The sequence below is a fragment of the Ensifer sp. ENS03 genome, from assembly GCF_014852035.1.
Classification (GTDB): domain Bacteria; phylum Pseudomonadota; class Alphaproteobacteria; order Rhizobiales; family Rhizobiaceae; genus Ensifer; species Ensifer adhaerens.
In genome coordinates, this window is sequence record NZ_JACVAV010000003.1 from 40,828 (window position 1) to 61,661 (window position 20,834).

Consider the following 20,834-nt stretch of genomic DNA (forward strand, 5'->3'; position numbering starts at 1 on the left):
CTATCCGTAATGGCGACTGAAGCCGGAATAATTCGTGTTACATTTCTTACAGATAGCGCATACAAGTTGCGTTCACGTTCCGAAACAGTCGCTGATTGGCGTTATATTGGTATTATCCAATTGCACGCCATCGCCCGCGCAGCGTGCGTGCGCAATCGCTGAATGACCAGGATGTCATGAACATTGGCTTGCCGGCAGTGATTTCCATGGTTCGGCAAGAGCAAAGCCTGCTTCAACGATCTCGCTGCCGATGGGTAGCCGAAAACCTACTCCGGAGCTCGGGAGTTCGTGGCGGTCGTTGCGCGCCGCGCTGTCGAAGACACCGTAAGGTGAATCGATGCGCTGGCCCGTTTGGATTGTTCGAAGGGATCTGACCTTTGAACTCACGCAAATCCGAAGAGGACGGTTCCGCACGGTTTTTCAGATTTCGCTCTCGATCCGGCCAGCCGCAAACGCAAAATTGCAACGAATGATGCAAACTGATTGCGGCCCGGCGCTGCGGCGCCGGGCCGCAATCTTCTCTACTCATCGTCATGCATGTGCATGCGGATGCTGCCGTTCGTCCCAGACGGCCCAGATCGCGAGCGCGGTCACCAACACCCCAAGGACGACATGCGTCCACATGGGGTTGGGACTGGTCGAGAAACCGAGCAGCCAGGGTGAAGCGATCAGCCAGAGCCCGACGATGAGGCTTGCCCATTCTTCCCATTCCGCAAACATGGCAAGCGTCGCGATAGCCAGAACGCCGAGCACGACGCCGGCGCCCCAAGCGTTCCAAGCCGGAACGCTTTCGACAACGAAACCCATGATCCAGGGAGAGACGAACAGGCAGATGGCAAGAACCAGATTGATCCAGTCCTGTGCTTTCTTTCCTTCCATCAGTGCCATGACAACCTCCACGAATGAAGCTTGGCCAAAGCGTACGATCGCGTGCGGTCGCACGCTCTGAAAACATAATAAATTCAACCGGAACCGCTTTCAAATCTTTTTCGCGTGAGCACGCGGTGGTCGCATGTGCGAAATCAGGCGGCGAACCGACGATCCGCCGCTCTGAATGGGTGTCGAGGGCGCAGCTTTGCGCCGCTTCGCGTGCGTCTAGTAACCGCGCGCAGCACCCGCGCCGATGCGGCTGTCGACTGCGCCATTGTAGCGGGCGCCGCCGCCGGCCTCGATGTCCGAAAGGCTCTCGCCGCCGACGAGGATGCCGGTCGCCTGTCCCCAGATCGTCCAGCTTTCATCGATCTGGACATTGTGGCCCATGGCCGACAGCAGCTTGCGGGTATCTGGCGAGAGCGCATAGGGCTCCATGAACACCTTGTCCGGCAGCCACTGGTGATGGACGCGCGGCGCGTCGACCGCTTCCTGGATGTTCATGCCGTGGTCGATGACGTTGAGTATCGCTTCGAGCGTGATGGTGATGATGCGTGCACCGCCGGGGCTGCCGATCACCATGAAGGGCTTGCCGTCCTTGGAGATGATCGTCGGGCTCATCGATGACAGCGGCGTCTTTCCGGGCGCGATCGCATTGGCCTCGCCCTGCACCAGACCGTAGAGATTGGGCACGCCTGGCTTGGCGGTGAAATCATCCATCTCGTTGTTGAGCAGGATGCCGGTTCCGGGCGCCACGACGCCGGCGCCGAAGGAGCCGTTCAGCGTATAGGTGACGGCAACCGCATTGCCCTCGTCGTCGATGATCGAATAGTGCGTCGTCTCCTTGCTTTCGCCGAAACCCTTGGGGATCAGCGTGGCGGAAACGCCGGCGCGGAACGGATCGATCTTGTCGCGGATGTCCTTGGCATAGGCCTTGTCGGTAAGCTTGGCGACGGGGTTCTCGACGAAATCAGGATCGCCGAGCGACGTGTTGCGGTCGACATAGGCGTGGCGCATGGCCTCGATCATCACATGCACGGTGTCGGCGGCGCCATAGCCCATGTAGGAAATGGGGTAGCCTTCGAGAACGTTGAGGATTTCGCAGATGATCACGCCACCGGAGGATGGCGGCGGCGAGGAGACGATGTCATAGCCGCGGTAGTTGCACTTGACCGGCTCCAGTTCGCGCACGGCGTAGCGCTCGAAATCTGCCTTGGCGAGCACGCCACCTTTCTCCGCGCTCGCCTTGACAATCTGGTCGGCGATCGCGCCCTTGTAGAAGGCGTCGGTGCCCTTCTCGGCGATGCTCGAAAGCGATGCGGCAAGATCGGCCTGGATCAGCTTCTCGCCGGCGACGAACGGCTTGCCGTCCTTCAGGAAGATCGCGGCCGCGGCCGGGTCCTTGGCGAGCCTGTCCGTCTCGCCCTCGAAGGAATCGATATCGCCCTGCTCCAGCACGAAGCCGTCTTTGGCAAGCGCGATCGCCGGCGCGATCAATTCGGCAAGCGGCTTGGTGCCATAGCGGCTGCGCGCCATTTCGAAGCCCATGACCGGGCCGGGAACGCCGACGGCGAGATAGCCCTCGGTACTCAGGCCGTCGACGACATTGCCCTTGGCGTCGAGGTACATGGTCTTGGTCGCAGCTTGAGGCGCCCGCTCGCGGAAATCGAGGAACGTCGTCTTGCCGTCCTTGAAGCGGATGGTCATGAAACCGCCGCCGCCGATATTGCCGGCGGTCGGATAGGTGACGGCAAGCGCATAGCCGACGGCAACGGCTGCATCCACGGCATTGCCACCGCTTTTCAGCACGGCAACACCGATATCGGATGCCAGGTGTTGGGCCGTGACCACCATGCCGTGCTCCGCCTTCACGGGCTCGGGTGAAGCCGCCTGCACCGCCCAGGGCGTCAGGCTCGATGCAAAGAGCAACGTAATCGACAGGGTCTTCAAGCGGAAACTCGGCATGCGTCTCTCCCTCGCAGGCTCGCGGCGCATTGCCAGATTTCAATGACCGTGGTCTCGCCGCGTCCAGCGCGGTGGCAACGATCGTTCGGTAGGGGCAAGCACCTGATATGGACGGCTATGAAGTGCGGGAAGTATAGTCACGCTCAATCGACGATGGCAAATCACGCCTGACGTTCAACGACACCCCTACGCCTGACCGACCACTGCGTCGGGTCCCCCAGTCGACAGGAAAGCCGTGCCGCTCAGGCGGCATCGGCAAGGATCAGATCGGCACCTTTCTCCGCAACCATCATCGTCGGCGCGTTGATGTTGCCCGCGGTGATGTTGGGGAAGATCGAGGCGTCGACGACGCGAAGACCGGGCACGCCGTGAACCTTCAGGCGGCTGTCGACCACCGAACTCTCCTGGTCCGGCCCCATCGCGCAGGTGCCGCAAAGATGGTAGATCGAGCCGGAGTTTTCGCGGAAATAGTCCATCAGCGCTTCGTCGCTTTCCACGCGCGGCGCCGGCGAAATCTCTTCCGCCGTCAACGATGAGAGTGCCGAGGCCGACGCGATCCGGCGGACAAGCCGGCTTCCCTGCAGCACTTCGTCGATGTCGCGATCGGTCGTCAGGTAGTTCGGCCGGATCAGCGGTTTCACCGAGGGGTCGCCGGACGCAATCGAGATACTGCCGCGGCTCGTCGGCCGGCAGGAATTGAAGCAGATCAGGTAGCCGGGATAGGGCTCCGGCTTCAACCCGGCCTTCGGATCCGTCGGGATGCGGTAGGAGAGCGGGTTGAAATAGAGCTGGATGTTCGGCCGTTCTTCGTCGGGCCGGCCGCGGAAGAAACCACCCGCTTGGTTGACGCTCATCGAGAACGGTCCTTTGCCGGTCAAGAGATACTGCAGACCGAGACGCATCTGGCCGAAGAGACTGCCGAACTCGTCGTTGAGCGTCGGGATCGTCGCACGATAATAGAAGCTGGCGCAGAGATGATCCTGCAGGTTCAGGCCGACCGACGGCAGATGCCGGCGCGTTTCGACCCCGAGCGACGACAGCGCCTTGCCGTCGCCAATGCCCGAGACCTGCAGCAGCTGCGGGCTACCGACCGCACCGGCGGCCAGGATGACCTCGCGCCCCGCCGTGAAGCGGCGCCGCGTCCCATTCTGTATGACATCGACACCGGTCACGCGTCCGTCTTCGCCGAAGACCAGCTTTTCTGCCTGCGCGTAGCGTTCGATCGTGAGATTGGGACGCTTGAGGGCGGGCCTCAGATACTCCGCGCTCGAATGCGAGCGGCGGCCGTTGTTGGTGTTGACGTCGTAGACGCCGGCGCCCTCGATCGAGGCGCCGTTGAAATCCTCGTTCAGCGGCAGCTGCAACGATCCGCAGCTTTCGAGGAAAGCGTCGGTGATCGGGTGCGTCATGCCGCGCATCGGGGTGATGTGGATCGGGCCTTCGCCGCCGTGCCACTCGGACGATCCGCGCGCATGGGTTTCGAGCCGGCGGAAATAGGGCAGGACATCGTCATAGCCCCAGCCCGTATTGCCGGCGTTTTTCCAGTCGTCGAAGTCGTCGCGCGCGCCGCGCACATAGATCATCGCATTGATCGAGCCGGATCCGCCCTGGACCTTGCCACGCGGCACGTAAATGCTGCGATCCTGAAGCTCGGCCTCCGGCTCGCTCGAATACATCCAGTTGACCTGGGGATTGTAGTAGCTGCGGGCGTAGCCGACCGGGATCTTGAACCAGAAGGAATTGTCGTTGCCGCCAGCCTCGATCAAAAGCACCCTGTGGCGACCATTTTCGCTGAGCCGGCTCGCAAGAATGCAGCCGGCCGACCCGGCGCCGACGATGATGTAGTCGTAGATCATCTGCATGTCCTATCGTCGGAGTTATCCGCGTGCCGGCGCGAAGGCCTTCACGTCCGCCGGCCGGCTGTCCATCTGCAGGTGCAGGCGCTCGCCGGTGTACGGCGTGTGCTTTTCGACGACGTCCATGTTGAGCTCGATGCCAAGGCCAGGCTCGCGCGACGGGATGATGTAGCCATCCTCGACGGCGAGCTTGGTCTTCAGCACATCCGCATGAAATCCGCTGAAATCGAGGATCGCCTCATGGATGAGGAAGTTCGGCGACGCAGCTGACAGCTGGATACTGGCCGCAGCCCCGACCGGGCCGTTATAGAGATGCGGGGCGATCTGGGCGTAATAGGCTTCTGCCATGCCGGCGATCTTCTTCGCTTCGAGAAGCCCGCCGACGCGTGCGACGTTCATCTGCAGGATCGAGGCAGCCTTCAGTTCGAGGACGCGCTGGAACTCGTACTTGGTCGTCAGGCGCTCGCCGGTCGAAATCGGGATCGAGGTCGCGCGCGCCACCTCTGCCATCGCCGCTTCCTGTCCGGGAGGAACCGGTTCTTCGAACCAGAGCGGGTCGTATTTTTCGAGACGCCGCGCCAGCCGGATCGCCGAGGACGGCACCATCTGGCCGTGCGTGCCGAAGAGCAGATCGGCGCTGCTTCCAACGGCGTCACGGATCTTGCGGCAGAATTCCTCCGAGCGGTCCATCACGCCGAGCGAAAGCTGGTGGCCGGAATAGTTGGTGTAGGGACCGGCCGGGTCGAACTTGACGGCGGTGAAGCCCATCTCGACCATTTCGACGGCGCATCCGGCGGCGAGATCCGGATCGTTGAAGTCGAACTCTCCAGCCGCGTTCTTCGGGTAGAGATAGGTGTAGGCGCGGAGCTTCTCGTGCACGGTGCCGCCGAGCAGGTCCGCGACGGGCCGGCCGGCGGCCTTGCCGATGATATCCCAGCAGGCGATTTCGAGACCCGAGACGATACCCATCATCGTCGGGTCGGGGCGCTGGGTGAAGCCGCTCGAATAGGCCGAGCGCCAGAAGCACTCGATCTGGTGCGGATCATGGCCGAGCAGATGCCGCTCGAAGACGTCTTCGATCAGCGGCGTCAGCGCGTTTGGATGGAACGAGGTCGCGTAGATCTCGCCGATGCCCTCGATGCCGCAGGCGGTCGTGAGGCGCACGAAGATCCAGTACATTCCGCCCACATGCGGCGGCGGGACGGCGACGGCATAGGTCTTGAGAGACGCGATCTTCATTTGTGTCATCCCTTTTTCTTGAGGCGGGCCATCAGCACCAGGGTGGCGATGGCGCCGAGGACGCAGATGGCGGCGATGTAGCCGAAATAGAACTGGTAGCCGGCGATGCCCGGATAACGGTCTGAGAGGTATCCGTTGACGAGCGGCAGGTAGGTGTCGGGCGCGTAGCCGACGAGCGAGATGATGCCGATCGCAAGGCCGGTGATGTTGGCCGGCACGTGGCAATCGTCGAGGATCGCCCAGTAGAGGCCACGGATCGTATAGGTGATGAGGCCGACGAGCAGCACCAGTCCGACGAAGAGGACCGTGGAGCCGATGCCCGGCAGGGCGATCATCGCCACGAGGCTGGCCGCTGCCACGATGAAACTCAGGAGCAGGATCGCGGTCTTGCCAAAGCGGTCGCCGAGCAGGCCGCCGCCGATACCGCCGACCGGGCGCAGCCACAGCTTGATCGTGACGATCACGCCGGCCATGGCGGCGGAAATGCCGAAGCCGCCTTCCTGCAGATAGGCCGAGAAGCTGTAGGTCGCGAGGAACACGTGATAGCCGCAGAAGATGATGGCGGCGACGAGCCAGACCTCGGGGATACGGAGCAGCGTCTTGATGTCGGCAAGCAGGTTGCCTTCGCGCTTGCGCGCGCCTTTCTCGACAGCGACGGGCTGCGACACGGCGAAATAGGCGATGCCGACGACGATGCAGAAAACGGCATAGAGCAGCACGACATCACGGAAACCCATGGCAAGCCCGGCACCGCGCGTTTCCGTCGTGAAGACGAAGAGCGCGATGGCGACGCTGGCAAGCAGCGCCTCGACCAGGCCACGGCCGCCGTCGAGAATGCCGAAGAAGCGTCCCTGCTCATTGGCGCCGGCGATCAGATTGACCTGCTTCAGCGTCGCCGCCCAGAATGTCAGGCCCGTCGTGACGCCGAAGCCGCAATAGATGACGAGAAGCGATGAGTAGCCAGGCAGCGTCGCGTACCAGAGGCCGAGCAGTCCCGTGCCGACCATGGAAACGAGGATCAGGATGCGCGGCTGGACGCGGTCGGCGAGCCAGCCGCTCGGCAGGTAGCCGACCAGGAAGCTGGTGCCGAGAATGGAATAGAGAACGCCAAGCTCGGTGTTGGTGAGCTTAAGCACCTCCAGCATCGTCGTCTGGTAGGACTGGCGCAGGTAGAGGATCGGATAGATCGCGCCGGCGGCGATCACGATCAGCGCCAGTTGCAGGTAACGGCTGCGGGCCGAAACGGACGGCGCAGCGATTTCTGTATCGGAAATTGAGCTCAAGGGTAGTCTCCTCCCCGACCGATGGCGGGAGCATGCCATCGGCCCGGTCTTGATGTTGATGTCCGAACAATTCCGGTTCCCGTCCGGAATTGCGTCATTTCAAATGATCAGTGTTTCAGGACGACGAGGCGCGTCTGGGTGAATTCCAGCATGCCGTGCTTGCCGTCGTCGCCGCCGAGGCCCGAGCGTTTCCAACCGGCGTGGAAGCCCTGATAGGGGTCCGCCGGGAAACGGTTGACGTAGAGTTCGCCGGCCTCGATGGCGTCGCTGGTGCGCATTACGGTGCGATAGTTCTCGGTGAAGAGTACCGAGCTCAGGCCGAACTGATGGTCGCTCGCCAGCGCCAGCGCTTCCTCGAAGGTCGAGTAGCGGATCACCGCGAGAACAGGCCCGAAGACCTCCTCGCGCACGATCTCCATCTCCTGGCGGCAGCCGGAAATCAGCGTCGGCGGATAGAAGTAGCCCGGTCCTTCCGGCAGGTAACCGCCGGTCTCGACCGTTCCGCCTTCCGCCCGCGCCTGCTCGACCATTTCATGCACGCGTTTCTGCGCGGCGGCGTTGGCGAGCGGGCCCATGCGGGTCGCATCCTCGGCGCGGTCGCCGAAGGCGCGGGCAGCGAAACCTTCGCGCAGCTTGGCGAGCAGCGTGTCATGCACGCTTTCGTGTACATAGAGCCGCTCGGCACTGGTGCAGACCTGGCCGCAATGGGCCGTCTTGGCGGCGACGATCGCCTGTGCCACAGCATCGAGATCCGCATCCGGCTCGACGATGACGGGGGTCTTGCCGCCGAGTTCGAGAGAGGGCTTGGCGATGTTTTCCTTGCAGTAGTCGAGCACGATGCGGCCGGCCGAAACGCTGCCGGTCAGCGTGATCATGCCGACGCCGGGATGGGTGCAGAGCGTTTTCGCGACGTCATGCGACATCGTGAGGATGTTGACGAGACCTTCCGGCAGGCCGGCCTCGACGATCGCTTCGGCAAAAACGAAGGCGGATGTCGGCGTATTGTTGCTCGGCCGTACGACAACGGCGTTTCCTGCAATCAGCGCCGGGGCGATTTTGCGCACCAGTGTGTAGATCGGATAGTTGAACGGGATCAGCCCGGCAACGACGCCGATCGGAACACGCTTCAAGAGCAGGGTTTCACCGGGATTGTCGCTCTCGATCACTTCGCCCTCGATGCGGCGCGCCCATTCGGCGTGGTAGCGCATCAGTTCGGCGCCGTAGATGACTTCCGCGGTCGCGTCGGCGAGGCTCTTGCCCGACTCTTTCGCCAGGGCAGCGCCGATGGTCTCAGCCCGGCTTTCCAGCACGGTCGCCAGTCGACGCAGCGCATCGCCACGCTGGATGGCCGGCAGTGCCGCCCAGGCGCGCTGCGCCTTCATGGCTGCCTCGACCGCTGCTGTTGCCTCCTCATCCGTTGCTGCCGGCACCGATGTGAAGACCTGGCCTGTCGCCGGATTACGGACGTCGATCGTCACCGCAGACGTGCTTTCGATGAAACGACCGCCGGAAAAATTGCGATAGGGGCTCATGGCATCTCGGATGTGTTGGCCGCAGCTCCCGGCGCCAAAGGCGCGCAGGACAAGCGGACTGCGCGGGAGAGAGCACAACGAGCGACGGCCCGTCTCTCTCCCCGACCGAGACCGTCACGAAACTGTTGCGACGATAGGGCCGGAGGCACAAGCGAGTAATTTTCAGCGAGAGCATTCCAAAATGGAATGCTTGGCTCAGGCAGCCCGGTCGACCGAAACTTCCGTAAGCAGCCAGGCACGAAACGCGTCGACCTTGCGGTCGTTTCCGGCCTGGGGCCGCGTGACGAACCAGTAGGATTCATGCCCTTCGACTTCGACGTCGAAAAGCTGCACGAGCTGGCCAGTTTCCAACTGACCGCGCACCATCGAACGGTCGGCGACCGTGACGCCGAGGCCCGCACAGGCCGCTTCGATCGCCAGATCGAGCAGGTCGAACTCTAGCCCGCCGCGGGTATCGACATCCTGGAACCCCGCTGCGTCGAGCCAATGCCGCCAGGTCAGATAGCGCCGGTCGGGCGAGGCAAGCACGTGCAGGAAGGTAAAGCGCTGAAGATCCGTCGGGCCCTCGACTTTCACCCCTTCGAGCAGTGATGGCGCACAGACGACGACATGCCGCTCCGTCATCAGGATGCTGGCATCCAGCATCGGCCACTCGCCATCGCCGAAGCGGATGGCGCAGTCGAGAAGACCGCGCTCGGCAAGCGTGTCCGTGGCTTCGGTGCTGAGGCTGATATCGACGTCGGGCAGGGCCTCGCGCAGCCGCGGCAGACGCGGCAGCAGCCAGCGCTTGGCAAAGGTCGGCGGAACGTTGATCCGCAAGCGGTTCTGGTTGCTCTTCTCGGTGATGCTGCGCAGCGAAACCTCGATGCTATGGAACGCTTCCTGGATCGTCGCCAGCAGTTCGGCACCGGCCGGCGTCAGCTCGAGATGGTGGTGGCGACGGATGAGCAGGTCTTCGCCAAGCTCATCCTCGAGGTTGCGAACCTGGCGGCTGACCGCACTTTGCGTGAGGTTGAGCCGCTCGGCCGCCCGCGTGAAGCTGCGGGTCTGCCCGACCACTTCGAAGACCTTCATCGCCGACAATCCAGGAAGTCTTCGCATCGATAACTTGGCCTCAGGAAACGCTGCATCCCGCGGGTCGTCGCGGGATCGATGCGCACCTTTGCGTGTCACGCTCCGGCGCACAAGCACGAAAATCCAAATCGTGTCCAGCAAAGCGGAAGCGCACGCCTGGCTAGCTCCGAACGACGAACGGCGGCTCTCGCCGCCGTTTGCCTATCCAATCCATCGCCTGGCCAAGCCCAGACGAAAACTGGAAACTTAACCGCGCCTACTCCGCAGCATAAAAGCCGTAGAGCACGGGCATCAGCCCGACCAGCGCCTCGAAGCGCTTGAAGGACTTACGTTCGGGTCGCGTCCATCCGGTTTCGGCGAGCGCCGAAAGCCGCGGGAAGACGAGCCGGTCGAAGACGGCGCGGTCGGTCATCGGTTCGGACCAGATGCAGCATTGCACGCCGAGCAGGTGCTTTTTCTGTGCGTCGGTCCAGCCTTCGACCGGGTCAAAGGTGTAGAGCTTTTCCGGGTCTGACCAGCCGGCCCAGCTGCCGCCGGGCTCCGACCAGGCAGGGCTGTTGGCCATGTCGAGATAGTAGACTTGGCCCGGGCAGACGACGATGTCGTAACCTTCCTCGGCAAGCGCGGCCGACGCCTCGACCGTGCGCCAACCGAAGAGCAACGCCTTCGCCTTGTCGATGACGTTGCCGTGGGCTGCCTCCTGCCAGCCGCCGGTAACGCAGTTTCGGCTCGCCAGGAACGCCTGGACGCGCGCCAGGAACTCGCCCTGCAGCACCGCCGCACCCGAACCGTCGATCTCGTCGGCGCCATGGGTGTTGGTGACGACGTTCAGGCGCTTGGCGTGGGTTTCAGCGACCTCATCGCCGGCAAGTGCACGAAGCCGCGTGAGCGCTTCCGGCGAGCCGGACCAGGCACCAAGCGGCACCTCGTCGGCGCCGACATGAATCGCCCGCATCGGGAAGAGTTCGATCAACTCGTCGAAGATGACTTCCAGCACGCGATAGGTCTCCTCGCGCACCGGGTTGAGGCAGTTGTCCGGGAAGCCCTGGACCGAATGATAGCTTCCCTTTTCCTCGGGATCGCGCAGTTCCGGGATTGCCTGCAGCATCGCATAGGAATGGCCGGGGATGTCGATTTCCGGCATCACCTCGATGCCGAGGCTGGCGGCAAGCGCTACGATCTGACGAACCGCCGCCTTGGTGTAGTAGCCGCCGGTCGGTTCAGGACCGGAGCCGAGCAGCGGCGGGATCTTGCGGCCATGGCCGCGCCAGGCGCCGATTTCGGTGAGCGCCGGATAGGCGTCAATCTCCACGCGCCAGGCCTCGTCGTCGGTCAGGTGCCAGTGAAAGCGATTGAGTTTGTTCCAGGCCATCAACTGCAGGAAGCGCTCGACCTCCGCGGTGCTATAAAACTGCCGGGCGACGTCGAGATGGGTGCCGCGCCAGGCGAGCGCCGGCTCGTCCTTGATCTCCCCGCCCGTCGGAAACACGAAGGTGCCCGGATGCGACCGCGCCCCGCGCAGGACCTGGCCGAGCGTGATCAGGCCGTAGAGAATACCCGTCTGGCTACCGCCCGAAATGGCGACGCCGGCGGGCGAGAAACGGATCGTGTAGGCCTCCGGACCAAGGTGCGACGCCTTTGACAATTCGACCGGGAAACCGCCCTCCGCCGCCGGCCGGACAATGCCCTCGACCGGAAACAGGCTGGCCGTGAGATCGGCAAACGCCTTCGCCGCGGCGGACACTTCACTGCCTTCGGCCTTCAGATCGAGGCCCGGAGGCGCCAATAGCTGACCGGAGACCGCAACCGCTTGCGGCCACGGCACGATCGAGACTGGCACCGGGGCCACCTTCGGCACCGGATAGACGGCGGCGCCACGCTTCAGCTCGGCGTTGTCACCGTGCGCCCGCGAGGCAAGCACGGCAACCGGCGCATTCGTGCCATCGGACAGGACGAGGAAGGCGGCGTTGGCGCCATCGGTCCAGTGGCGCGGCTCGAAGCTCATGCCGTGAGCCTTGAGCGTCCAGGTCGCGCCGGGCTTCAGCTCAAAACCTTCCGGCGGCGCGAATTCCGCATAGTTGGAGAGCCGGACCAGAAGCTGCCCGCCCTCGACCTCAGCGGCAGGATCGATGCGCGCCGGGCCCGAGACGCCGAGGCGAAAGCCCTTGATCGGCCGGTCCGAATTGTTGGTGAGCGTCAGCGCATAGACCGACCTGTCGGCGGTGCCGACGGGCACCCAGAGCGTTTCCAGAAGATAGTCAGATTTGGCGGCAAACGTCATCAAATGGCTCCATGAGTGATTGGTCTCTACGGCCGCCCGGGCGGCCAGCGCGTTTCTTGGGGAATGCAGGTCCTCGGTTCACATAGCTCACGCCGGCGTTTGGCCAAGGGCACGGACGAAGTGATTGACGGTAACTTCTTCCACGTTGTCGGAGGCCGGACGGCTCTTTCGCCGCACGTCGTCGGCATGGGCAAGGAAGCGGGCGCTTTGCCCTGGCACAAAGGGGCGATCGGGGTCGGGGACCGCGGAAAGAAGCAGTTGCGTATAGGGATGGCGGGGATTGCAGATGACGGCGCTGGTCTCGCCCCACTCGACCATCTGCCCGGCAAACATCACCACGACCTCCTCGGCGATGTGGGCGGCCGTGGCTATATCGTGGGTGATGTAGAGCATGGCGAGGTTCCGCTCGCGCTTGATGCGCGCGAGCAGTTCCAGGATGTCGAGGCGGATCGACACGTCGAGCATCGATGTCGGCTCGTCGGCAACGAGCACATCCGGCCCGACGGCAAGCGCCCGAGCAATGTTGACGCGCTGGCGTTGGCCACCGGACAGTTCGTGCGGAAACTTTCGTGCCGTCACATCGGCGTCCAGACCGACATCGGCGAGCAGACGCGCGACGGCAGCTTTCGCCTCGCCCCCGTTCTTGGCGTGACCATGCAAAAGCAGTGGCCGCGCGAGGTGATGGTAGACGGAGAACACCGGGTTGAGTGAGGCGAAGGGATCCTGAAACACCATCTGGATCGCCCGCCGACGCGTCTTTTCGTCGGCCCTTCCTCCGGCCTGGGTAACGTCGGCGCCGCGAAACGCCATCGTCCCCGATGTCGGCGCATCGAGCCGCGCGACGATGCGGGCGCAGGTGGTCTTGCCGCAACCGGATTCGCCGACGAGCGCCAGCGCCCGGCCGGGCTTCAAGGCGAGCGAAATGCCGCGCAAAGCCTCGACGGTACCGAAGCTGCGCCTGATGTCCTTGAGGCGCACGATCGCGTCGTCTTCATCAGCCATGGTCGTCGTTAGCGGCATCACGTTCATTCGACGACCCCCAGGCTGCGGACGGATGAGGGCAGTTGCGGGATCGCGCCCCAGAGTTTCCGCGTGTAGTCGTGTTCCGGCGCACGGCTGATCTGCTGCGTGTCGCCGACCTCAACCAGTTGCCCTTTGAGCATAACACCGATGCGATGGCAGAGCTGCGCCATCAGGTGCAGGTCGTGGGTGATGAACAGCACCGAAAAACCGAGGTTGCGCTGCAGGTCGACGAGTTGCTCCAGGATTTCCCGCTGCACGACGACGTCGAGCGCCGTCGTCGGCTCGTCCATGATGATCAGTTCCGGCTTCAGCGCCAGGCAGATTGCGATAACGATGCGCTGGCGCATGCCGCCGCTGAACTGGTGCGGATAGTCGTCGAGGCGGTTGATCGGGATTCCAACGAGCCGGAACATTTCTTCGGCCCGTGCACGGGCCTGCGGCCTGGTCGCGCCGGTGTGCTTGCGCAAGACGTCGAAAAACTGCGCCTCGACCCGCATCAGCGGGTTGAGCGAGTTCATTGCGCTCTGGAACACCATGCCGATCCGCCGCCAGCGCACGTTTTGAAGCGACGCTTCCGGCATCTTCAGGAGGTTTTGACCATCGAGCAGGATCTCGCCGCCGGCGACCCAGGCCGGCGGTTTTGACAGCCGCGTGATCGCATAGGCGATCGTGCTCTTGCCGCAGCCGGATTCGCCGGCAAGGCCGAAGAGTTCGCCGCGGCGCACCTCGAAGGAGACATCGTTAACCGCGCGGAAAGCGCCGTCGTCAAGCAGGTAATCGACGTTCAGGTTGCGGATTTCCAGGAGTGCATCGCTCATCGGGCCGCCTCCAGTTCGCGACGGCGCAGCCGCGTGAGACGCAGCCAGCGGCTGAGCGCCGGACCGGAGCGAAGCTGCGGATTGGCGATCTCGTCGAAGGTGAAGTTGATGAGCGCGAGACCAAGACCGACGAGCGCGATGCCCGCGGCCGGAACGGCGATGTCCCACCAGGCGCCGACGATGATCGCCGAGGAGTTTTGCGCATTGTAGAGCATGGTGCCCCAGGTCACCCGGAGCGGATCGCCGAAGCCGAGATATTCGAGCGTCGTCTGCGCGACGATCGCATAGATGATGCTGCCGACCACGTTGATGCCGATCAGCGGCACCAGATTGGGCAGGATCTCGACGAAGATGACCCGCCAATGCGGCTCGCCGACCATGCGCGCCGCCACCACGAATTCACGCTGCCGGAGCGCCATGGTCTGCGACCGCGTCATGCGCGCGCCCCAGGGCCAGGAGGTGAGCGCGATGATCGCCATGATCGCCATCGGCCCGACCGTGCCGGCAAAAGACGCAAGCAGGATCAGCAGCGGAATATTCGGTATGACAAGGACGGCATTGGTGGCGAGATCAAGCGTCGCATCCGTGCGGCCGCCGAAGTAACCGGCGACGAGGCCGACGATGGTGCCGAGCGCGGTAATCGCAAGGCCGGTGGCAAAGCCGACGGCAAGCGACGGCCTGGCACCCCAGACGAATTGCGAGAAGACGTCGCGGCCCATCTTCGTGGTGCCGAAGACATGCTCGACGGTTGGTGGCTGATGCGAACGACCGACGCGCTCGCTCGGATCACCCGGTGCGAGAACCGGCGCGAGCAGCGCCATCAGGCAGAGCGTGAGAATGATGACAAGGCCGGCGACGGCTTTTTTCTGCCGCCAGAACAAGGAGACGCCCGCATTCATGCCCTGCCCTCCCTTATGCGCGGATCGACCACGCCATAGATGATGTCGACCAGAAGATTGGCGCCGAGCGTGGCGATCGTCATCAGCAGCAGTTGCCCCTGGATCACGGGATAGTCGCGGGCAACGCTTGCCGTATAGAGCGTCAGTCCGAGACCCGGATAGTTGAAGACGATCTCGGTCACGATCGAGCCGCCAAAGACCGCCCCCAGCATCAGCGCCAGGTTGGTGAGCACCGGCAGCATGGCGTTGCGCGCCGCGTAGCCGAACATGACGGCTGCTTCCGAGAGGCCCTTGGCTCGCCCCATGGTGACGTAGTCCTCACCGAGCACCGAGATCATGCTGGAGCGCATCGTCGTCTGAAACTCGCCAATCAGATAGGGCGAGAGCGTCAGCACCGGCATGATCGCATGCAGGAAGACGCTGCCGAAGAAGGTGAAGTTCAGCCCCGGGTCGAGGCTCGGATCATAGGCGTAGCCGACCGGCAGCAGCCGGAGCGTCACGCCGAAAGTGAAAAGCGTCGCAAGCGCGATGATGACGGGCGGAACGGCAATCAGCACCACCGAGAACGGCGAGACGAAACTGTCGAAACGCCCGCCACGGCGCCAGGCGGCGACGGCGCCGAGCAGCACACCGATGCAAAGAGAGAAGGTTATGGCGGTGACCACGAGAAACGCCGTCCACCCGGCCGAGCGGCCGAGAACTTCAAGCACCGTCTGCGGATAATACTTGACCGAGACGCCGAGATCGAAATGGGCGAGCCCGACGACATAGTCGACGAACTGCTGCCAGATCGGTTGCTCGATCGCACCGAAACGCGCCTTGATCGCCTCGATGGCCGCGGGCGTTGCCCGCGGTCCGAGTTGGGCGATCATGCTGTCGACGGGGGACCCCGGCATCAGCCGGGGAACCGCGAAGTTCATGACGATCGCGAAGAGGAACGCCACGCAGTAGACGGTAAGCCGTCGACGGGAAAGTCGCATCGCTGGAACCCGCTGCCGCTTATTGTACGGGCTTCAGGCGGAGCAGATGCACCAGCCGCATCCGGTTGTTGTCGTGATCCTCGGGGTTCATGACAGGCTCGTCCTTCGTCACCCAGCCGGTAAAGCGCTTGGTCGAGAACTGATACCAGGTCGGACCGTTGAAGACGGGAACGACGGGCAGGTTGTCGGCGACGATCACTTGCACCTGATCGAACAGCTTCTTGCGGTCGTCGTCCGTCGCCGCCCGGCGGTAATTATCGAAGACCTTGTCGAGTTCGGGGTTGGAATAGCGTGACGGCGCGCTGGTGATACGCCCACCGAAGCCGGTCGACAGCGACTGGAAGTAGCCGCGGAAAGGCGTCGGGCCGTCGGCACGCGAATTCATCACCGCCTCGAAGCTGCCGTCGAGGATCTGTTTCTGCCACTGCTCGTATTCGGGCGTTGCGACAGAGGCGTTGATGCCAATCTTGCGCAAGCCTTCGGCCGCGATCTGCACCGCGTCGATCCAGTCGGTCCAGCCGTTCGGCACGATGATCGGAAAGGCGATCGGTTTGCCGCTCGGCGTGGTGCGGAAGCCCTCGCCGTCCTTCTTGTAGCCGGCATCGTCAAGCAGCTTGTTGGCCTTGTCGATGTCATAGGCGAGCCACTCGTCCTGAGCACCCTCGGCGGCCTTGTTGCGCCAGCTGTCGAAGCGCGGCGGCAGACCGCTCGCATGGGTGTTGACGACGGGATAGCCGAAACCGGCGATATCGACCATCGCGGTGCGATCCATGGAAAGGCTGAAAGCGCGCCGGAACGTCATATCGTTGAAGGCCTCGGCGTTGCCCGGATTCGACGACTTGAAGTTCATCTGGAACGAAACGGTTTCGGCCGGAGGCTGCCAGTAGCCATTATGGTCAGGGTCGAGGCCGACATAGGTCTTGTCGATCTGCGGCAGGAACGAGCCGAACCAGTCGATCGAGCCCTCCGGCAGGAGCGCCAGCATCTGGTCGTTGCCGGAAATCTGCGGCAGCTTCAGGCAATCGACCTTCAGCGTCGCCGCGTCCCAATAGTTGGGGTTGCGGCACTGCTCGTAGACCTGGGGCGTGAAGCGGCGGATTTCGGTCATCGGACCGGAGCCGACGGGCGTCTCGTTCTTGAAGGCCAGCGGATCCTTCACGTCCTTCCAGATGTGCTCGGGCACCACCGGGAAATCGGCAAGCGACTCCGGAAAATGCGTGTCGACATCCTTGAGGTTGATCTTCACCTCGGCCGGCGACGGCGCCTCCACCGAAGCGACGGTTTCGCCAACGCCGACGGTATCGACCGCCGGGTTCTTCAGCATCAGCTCGAGCGTGAATTTCATATCTGCCGAGGTCAGCGGCTTGCCGTCCGACCATTTCACGCCGTCGCGCAATGTATAGGTGATCGACTTCAGGTCGTCGGCAAATTTGTAGGCAGTCGCAAGCCGAAAGACCGGCTTGCCGCCGTCGTAATCATTGAAGATCACCAGCGGCTCGTAGACGAAATCCATGGTGCTCTGCCGCCGACCGCCGAGGTCGAACGGGTTGAAATTCTGCACCCAGCTCGTCTGCTCCTCGATGTGCATGGTGAGCACGGATTCAGCGCGGGCCTCAGCGGCGCCGATCATCATCAGCACGGTCGCGACGCCAACAAAACGCCGTGTCGTTCCGCTCCTTCCGACCCCCGGCGCGTTGCGCAAAGGCCGCATTTCCTCGACTGCCGTCATGACGAATTCCCCCTCAGGTTTCGTTGATCGAACTATTAAGTCAAGTAATTTGACTTAACGATAAGTCCGTCAAAGTCGCGCTGTCAATCGGGGTATTTTCGCCGAGACTAAAGTTATGGTCCGAACCGCCAAGTGGTATTTCGAACGAGAATACCACTTCCGAAATCTCGCGATTTGGCGGCTCTTTCAGGCGGCGAAATTTGGTCGGAAAACGACTTGGCCAAGCATCGCGAGCAGAATCACCGCGCAGCCCAGGATCTGGGAAAGGCTCAAGGGTGACCCCAGAAACGCCAGCGCGAAGACGAGAACCCATACCGGTTCGCAGCACATGATTGCCGATGCCCGCGCCGCAGAGATCATCTGCTGGCCGCGAAACTGCAGGACGAAGCGCAGGCAGGTCGAGATCAGGATGCTTGCCAGAAACCAGCCCCAGATCGCGATCGAAGGGACTGCCGCAGGCATCTGTTCGACAGGCAGCGAGACCGCGAGGATGACCACTCCTGCGACCACCAGCTGGATCGCGGCTGTGGCCACCGCGCCTACTTCGGTGGAATTGCGTTTGACCAACGCAATGCTCGCCGCCCAAAGCAGGGCCGAGACCACAAAATAGAGGTGAGCCACCTCGACCCGAGCGCCGGGGCCAAGAAACAGCAAGCCCATCCCGGCAAGCGCGACGGCGATCGAGATCCAGAGCGCTCGCCCGACCGGCCAGCCGAAGAACAGCAGGCCGAAAACCGGCACCAGCAGGATGCCGGTCGAGGTGATGAAGGCCGCAACGCCCGGGTTCGTCGTCTGTTTCAGGCCGAAAATCCAGGCCATCATGGCGACCGCAAGGGCGAGCGCGGCGGGAAGCAGCAGGCGCACCGCCCTGCCGAGTTCGGCAAAGGATGCGAACCTCGCCAAGAGACCGATCAGCAGACCGACGATGACAAAACGGCTGCCGAGGAAGAGCAGCGGCGGAAACTCGGCAAGAGCGTGGATCGAAAACAGCCATCCGGCGCCCGCCACAAAGGCCGCGATCGCGATCTGCAGATCGGCAATCGGCTGGGAAGGGGGCTGGGCGGAACGATCAGGGGTCATCTGTTGGATACCAGAGAAGCCGAAAGGCCGTAGCGAGCGGCCTGCCGGCTTCTCTGTCGGTTAAAACCGAGATCTACCAGTGATTGTTCGGATTGTGACAAGAACGGCCGTCTACTGGTTCGCCTTGGCGTAGTCCTTCATGTTCTCAGGTGTCACCAGTTCGAACGGAACCCAGATCTGCCGTTCGGTCTTTTCCTCCCGCGCCAGGGCGATGGCGGCATCCATCGCGGTCGCGCCCTGCGCGATTGCGTTCTGGAAGACGGTAACGTCGAGATCGCCTGCGGCCATGGCGGCAAGCCCGTCCGGCGTCGCGTCGATGCCACCGACCACCACCTTCGACATGTCGGTGCCCGCCGCTTTCATCGCCTGGATCGCGCCGATCGCCATCTCATCATTGTTGGCGATGACGGCATCGAATTCCCGTCCTGTCGAGAGCCAGTTGGTCATGATGTTGCTCGCCTCGAGGCGATCCCAGTTGGCGCTCTGTTCCTCGATCACGCTCATGCCCTTGCAGTCATCGGTAGCGATGACGTCGTGAACATCCTTCGTCCGGGTCAGCGACGAATGATTGTTGAGCGGCCCCATCAGCACATAAACGGAACCCTTGCCGCCAAGCAGCCGGCACACTTCCTTCGTTTCCAGCGTGCCGGAATCGATCTCGTTCGAACCGACGAAGGCGGCAGTCGCCGGGAGCGCATCTGCATCGGCCGGCGGGTGGTTGGCGTAGACGATCGGAATACCGGCGGCACTCGCCATTTTCGTGAGCGCCGGCGTGCCGTCGCCATCGACGGCAACCACGACGATCGCGTCGACGCCGGAGGATATGAAGTTCTGTACCTGGTCCAGCTGCTTGCTCGGATCGTTCTGGGCGTCCTCGACCTGAACCGAAACGCCATCGAGCTTGGCGGCGCGGTCTTCCATGCCCTGACGCAGGATCGTCAGGAACGCGCTATCGGAACGGGCAATGGTGATGCCGATGTTTTCGGCGTGAGCGGTACCAGCCAGCAGAACCGACATGGCGGCAAACAGCAACTTCCTCATTCGAAACCTCCCAAAGGAACAGATGACCTGTGAGTCATAAACGGAATACATGGTCCATTGAAAGTCAATAATGAAACATGCGTTTCATTATTGACTTTCAATGGAATGATCGAAACCCCGCGAAACTCGGGATTTTCGGCATGCAAAATCCTGATAAGATCTACCTATGAGTGCATCATCTTGATACGAGCGCCGCGTTTCCCGGGGAGATTTCGACTGCGCCTTCGGGAAACGAGGGAGCCGCTTTCGGCTGTGTCTCACCGGAAACGCCGGCGGCGCGCGACGCCTGTGACATCACGCCTTTAACCCACGCAACCCTCGCTGTCGGCAGGAGATCCCGATGACCGTACAGGAAGCAATCCTCAACTTCGGCTATGATCCCACGATCAAGGAAGATGGCCCGACGCTCCGGCCGCCGATACCCGCATCACTGCCGAGCGCGGCAACCGTGAACGCGCTCTACCTGCCGCCGCCCAAGGCGCAGGGCACACCGAGCCATGTCGGCAGCCCCGGCAGTTGCGCCGCCTGGGCCACGACCTACGGGCTTGCCACCTATTGGGCGGCCGTTTCGACCGGCGAAGCGCCGTTGCAGCCCCTGCGGCAGGCAAGTCCGGCCCATATCTACATCGAAGTGATGAAGAGCTACGGGAAGACGGGCTGCGCGGGATCACAACTGGCCTCCTATCTCAACCTGCTCAAGCAGCGCGGCACCCCGAACTGGAAGACGGCTCCCTATTTTCCGAATTGTCCCGAGCTGTGGTCGCGCTACGATCCCGGCGCCCTTCCCGACGACAGCTTCCAGATACCCGGCTGGGCGACGGTCGAGACCAGCGATCTCGACGCGATCAAGGCCGTCATCGTCGCGGGCGGAGCGCTCTGCTACGGCACGTCACTGAACAAGGGCTTCATGCAATATGAAGGGCCGGGCCCATTGAGAGGGCCTCTGGAAAAGTTGCCGAACACCGGCCATTGCATGTTGATCATCGGCTATGACGACGAGCAGCAGGCCATTCTCATCCAGAACAGCTTCGGTGAGAATTGGGGCTGCGAATGGAACGGGCGTCGCGGCTACATCTGGATGGGTTACGAGCTGTTCCAATGCCTCGCCCAGGGCCAGGCGATGTACATCACCGGCTGACGTCGGGCGGCTTGCCCGCCGCCCGA

General features: G+C 63.0%; 16 protein-coding genes. 1 reads left to right on the forward strand and 15 read right to left on the reverse strand.

From position 1 onward, the window contains the following. Positions 1–531 precede the first annotated feature (531 nt). From IB263_RS13070 to IB263_RS13140, 15 genes are all read right to left on the reverse strand, one after another. On the reverse strand, positions 532–888 hold the full coding sequence (locus tag IB263_RS13070) for an SPW repeat protein (protein WP_060585674.1): 357 nt from the start codon (positions 886–888) through the stop codon (positions 532–534). Positions 889–1,095: 207 nt separating this feature from the next. Then, positions 1,096–2,835, reverse strand: a complete 1,740-nt coding sequence (ggt, locus tag IB263_RS13075) for a gamma-glutamyltransferase (protein ID WP_034789631.1) — start codon at positions 2,833–2,835, stop codon at positions 1,096–1,098. Between the two features lie 242 nt (positions 2,836–3,077). Continuing rightward, complete coding sequence (locus IB263_RS13080) at positions 3,078–4,691, reverse strand: GMC family oxidoreductase (protein ID WP_034789849.1); 1,614 nt, start codon at positions 4,689–4,691, stop codon at positions 3,078–3,080. A gap of 21 nt (positions 4,692–4,712) precedes the next feature. Next, a complete protein-coding gene (locus tag IB263_RS13085) occupies positions 4,713–5,930 on the reverse strand; it encodes a mandelate racemase/muconate lactonizing enzyme family protein (RefSeq protein WP_060606046.1) in 1,218 nt (405 codons plus the stop codon). Positions 5,931–5,935: 5 nt separating this feature from the next. Continuing rightward, entirely contained in the window at positions 5,936–7,213 is a 1,278-nt protein-coding gene (locus tag IB263_RS13090; RefSeq protein ID WP_210207570.1) for a nitrate/nitrite transporter, read from the reverse strand. A gap of 107 nt (positions 7,214–7,320) precedes the next feature. Beyond that, positions 7,321–8,745, reverse strand: a complete 1,425-nt coding sequence (gene aldA / locus IB263_RS13095; RefSeq protein WP_060606052.1) for an aldehyde dehydrogenase — start codon at positions 8,743–8,745, stop codon at positions 7,321–7,323. Between the two features lie 195 nt (positions 8,746–8,940). Next, positions 8,941–9,819 (reverse strand): LysR substrate-binding domain-containing protein, encoded by an 879-nt coding sequence (locus tag IB263_RS13100; protein ID WP_089043002.1) that lies wholly within the window; start codon positions 9,817–9,819, stop codon positions 8,941–8,943. A 256-nt stretch (positions 9,820–10,075) separates the two neighbouring features. Further along, the gene (locus IB263_RS13105) at positions 10,076–12,100 is read right to left on the reverse strand and encodes a beta-N-acetylhexosaminidase (RefSeq protein WP_060606057.1); all 2,025 of its coding nucleotides are present in this window, start codon (positions 12,098–12,100) and stop codon (positions 10,076–10,078) included. Between the two features lie 87 nt (positions 12,101–12,187). After that, positions 12,188–13,129, reverse strand: a complete 942-nt coding sequence (locus IB263_RS13110) for an ABC transporter ATP-binding protein (protein ID WP_060606060.1) — start codon at positions 13,127–13,129, stop codon at positions 12,188–12,190. After that, complete coding sequence (locus IB263_RS13115) at positions 13,126–13,941, reverse strand: ABC transporter ATP-binding protein (protein ID WP_060519302.1); 816 nt, start codon at positions 13,939–13,941, stop codon at positions 13,126–13,128. Before IB263_RS13115 ends, IB263_RS13110 begins: the two co-directional genes overlap by 4 nt. Further along, entirely contained in the window at positions 13,938–14,840 is a 903-nt protein-coding gene (locus tag IB263_RS13120; RefSeq protein ID WP_060606064.1) for an ABC transporter permease, read from the reverse strand. The genes IB263_RS13115 and IB263_RS13120 overlap by 4 nt, the downstream gene beginning before the upstream one ends. Then, a complete protein-coding gene (locus tag IB263_RS13125; protein WP_034789647.1) occupies positions 14,837–15,820 on the reverse strand; it encodes an ABC transporter permease in 984 nt (327 codons plus the stop codon). Before IB263_RS13125 ends, IB263_RS13120 begins: the two co-directional genes overlap by 4 nt. A gap of 19 nt (positions 15,821–15,839) precedes the next feature. Beyond that, a complete protein-coding gene (locus tag IB263_RS13130; RefSeq protein ID WP_246802242.1) occupies positions 15,840–17,453 on the reverse strand; it encodes an ABC transporter substrate-binding protein in 1,614 nt (537 codons plus the stop codon). A 282-nt stretch (positions 17,454–17,735) separates the two neighbouring features. Beyond that, complete coding sequence (locus tag IB263_RS13135) at positions 17,736–18,629, reverse strand: DMT family transporter (protein ID WP_060606065.1); 894 nt, start codon at positions 18,627–18,629, stop codon at positions 17,736–17,738. Between the two features lie 111 nt (positions 18,630–18,740). After that, positions 18,741–19,670 (reverse strand): sugar ABC transporter substrate-binding protein, encoded by a 930-nt coding sequence (locus IB263_RS13140; RefSeq protein ID WP_060606068.1) that lies wholly within the window; start codon positions 19,668–19,670, stop codon positions 18,741–18,743. 340 nt (positions 19,671–20,010) lie between these two features. Here IB263_RS13140 and IB263_RS13145 point away from each other — a divergent pair, with 340 nt between their 5' ends. Next, positions 20,011–20,808, forward strand: a complete 798-nt coding sequence (locus IB263_RS13145; protein ID WP_060606071.1) for a C1 family peptidase — start codon at positions 20,011–20,013, stop codon at positions 20,806–20,808. The last annotated feature ends 26 nt before the right edge of the window (positions 20,809–20,834 follow it).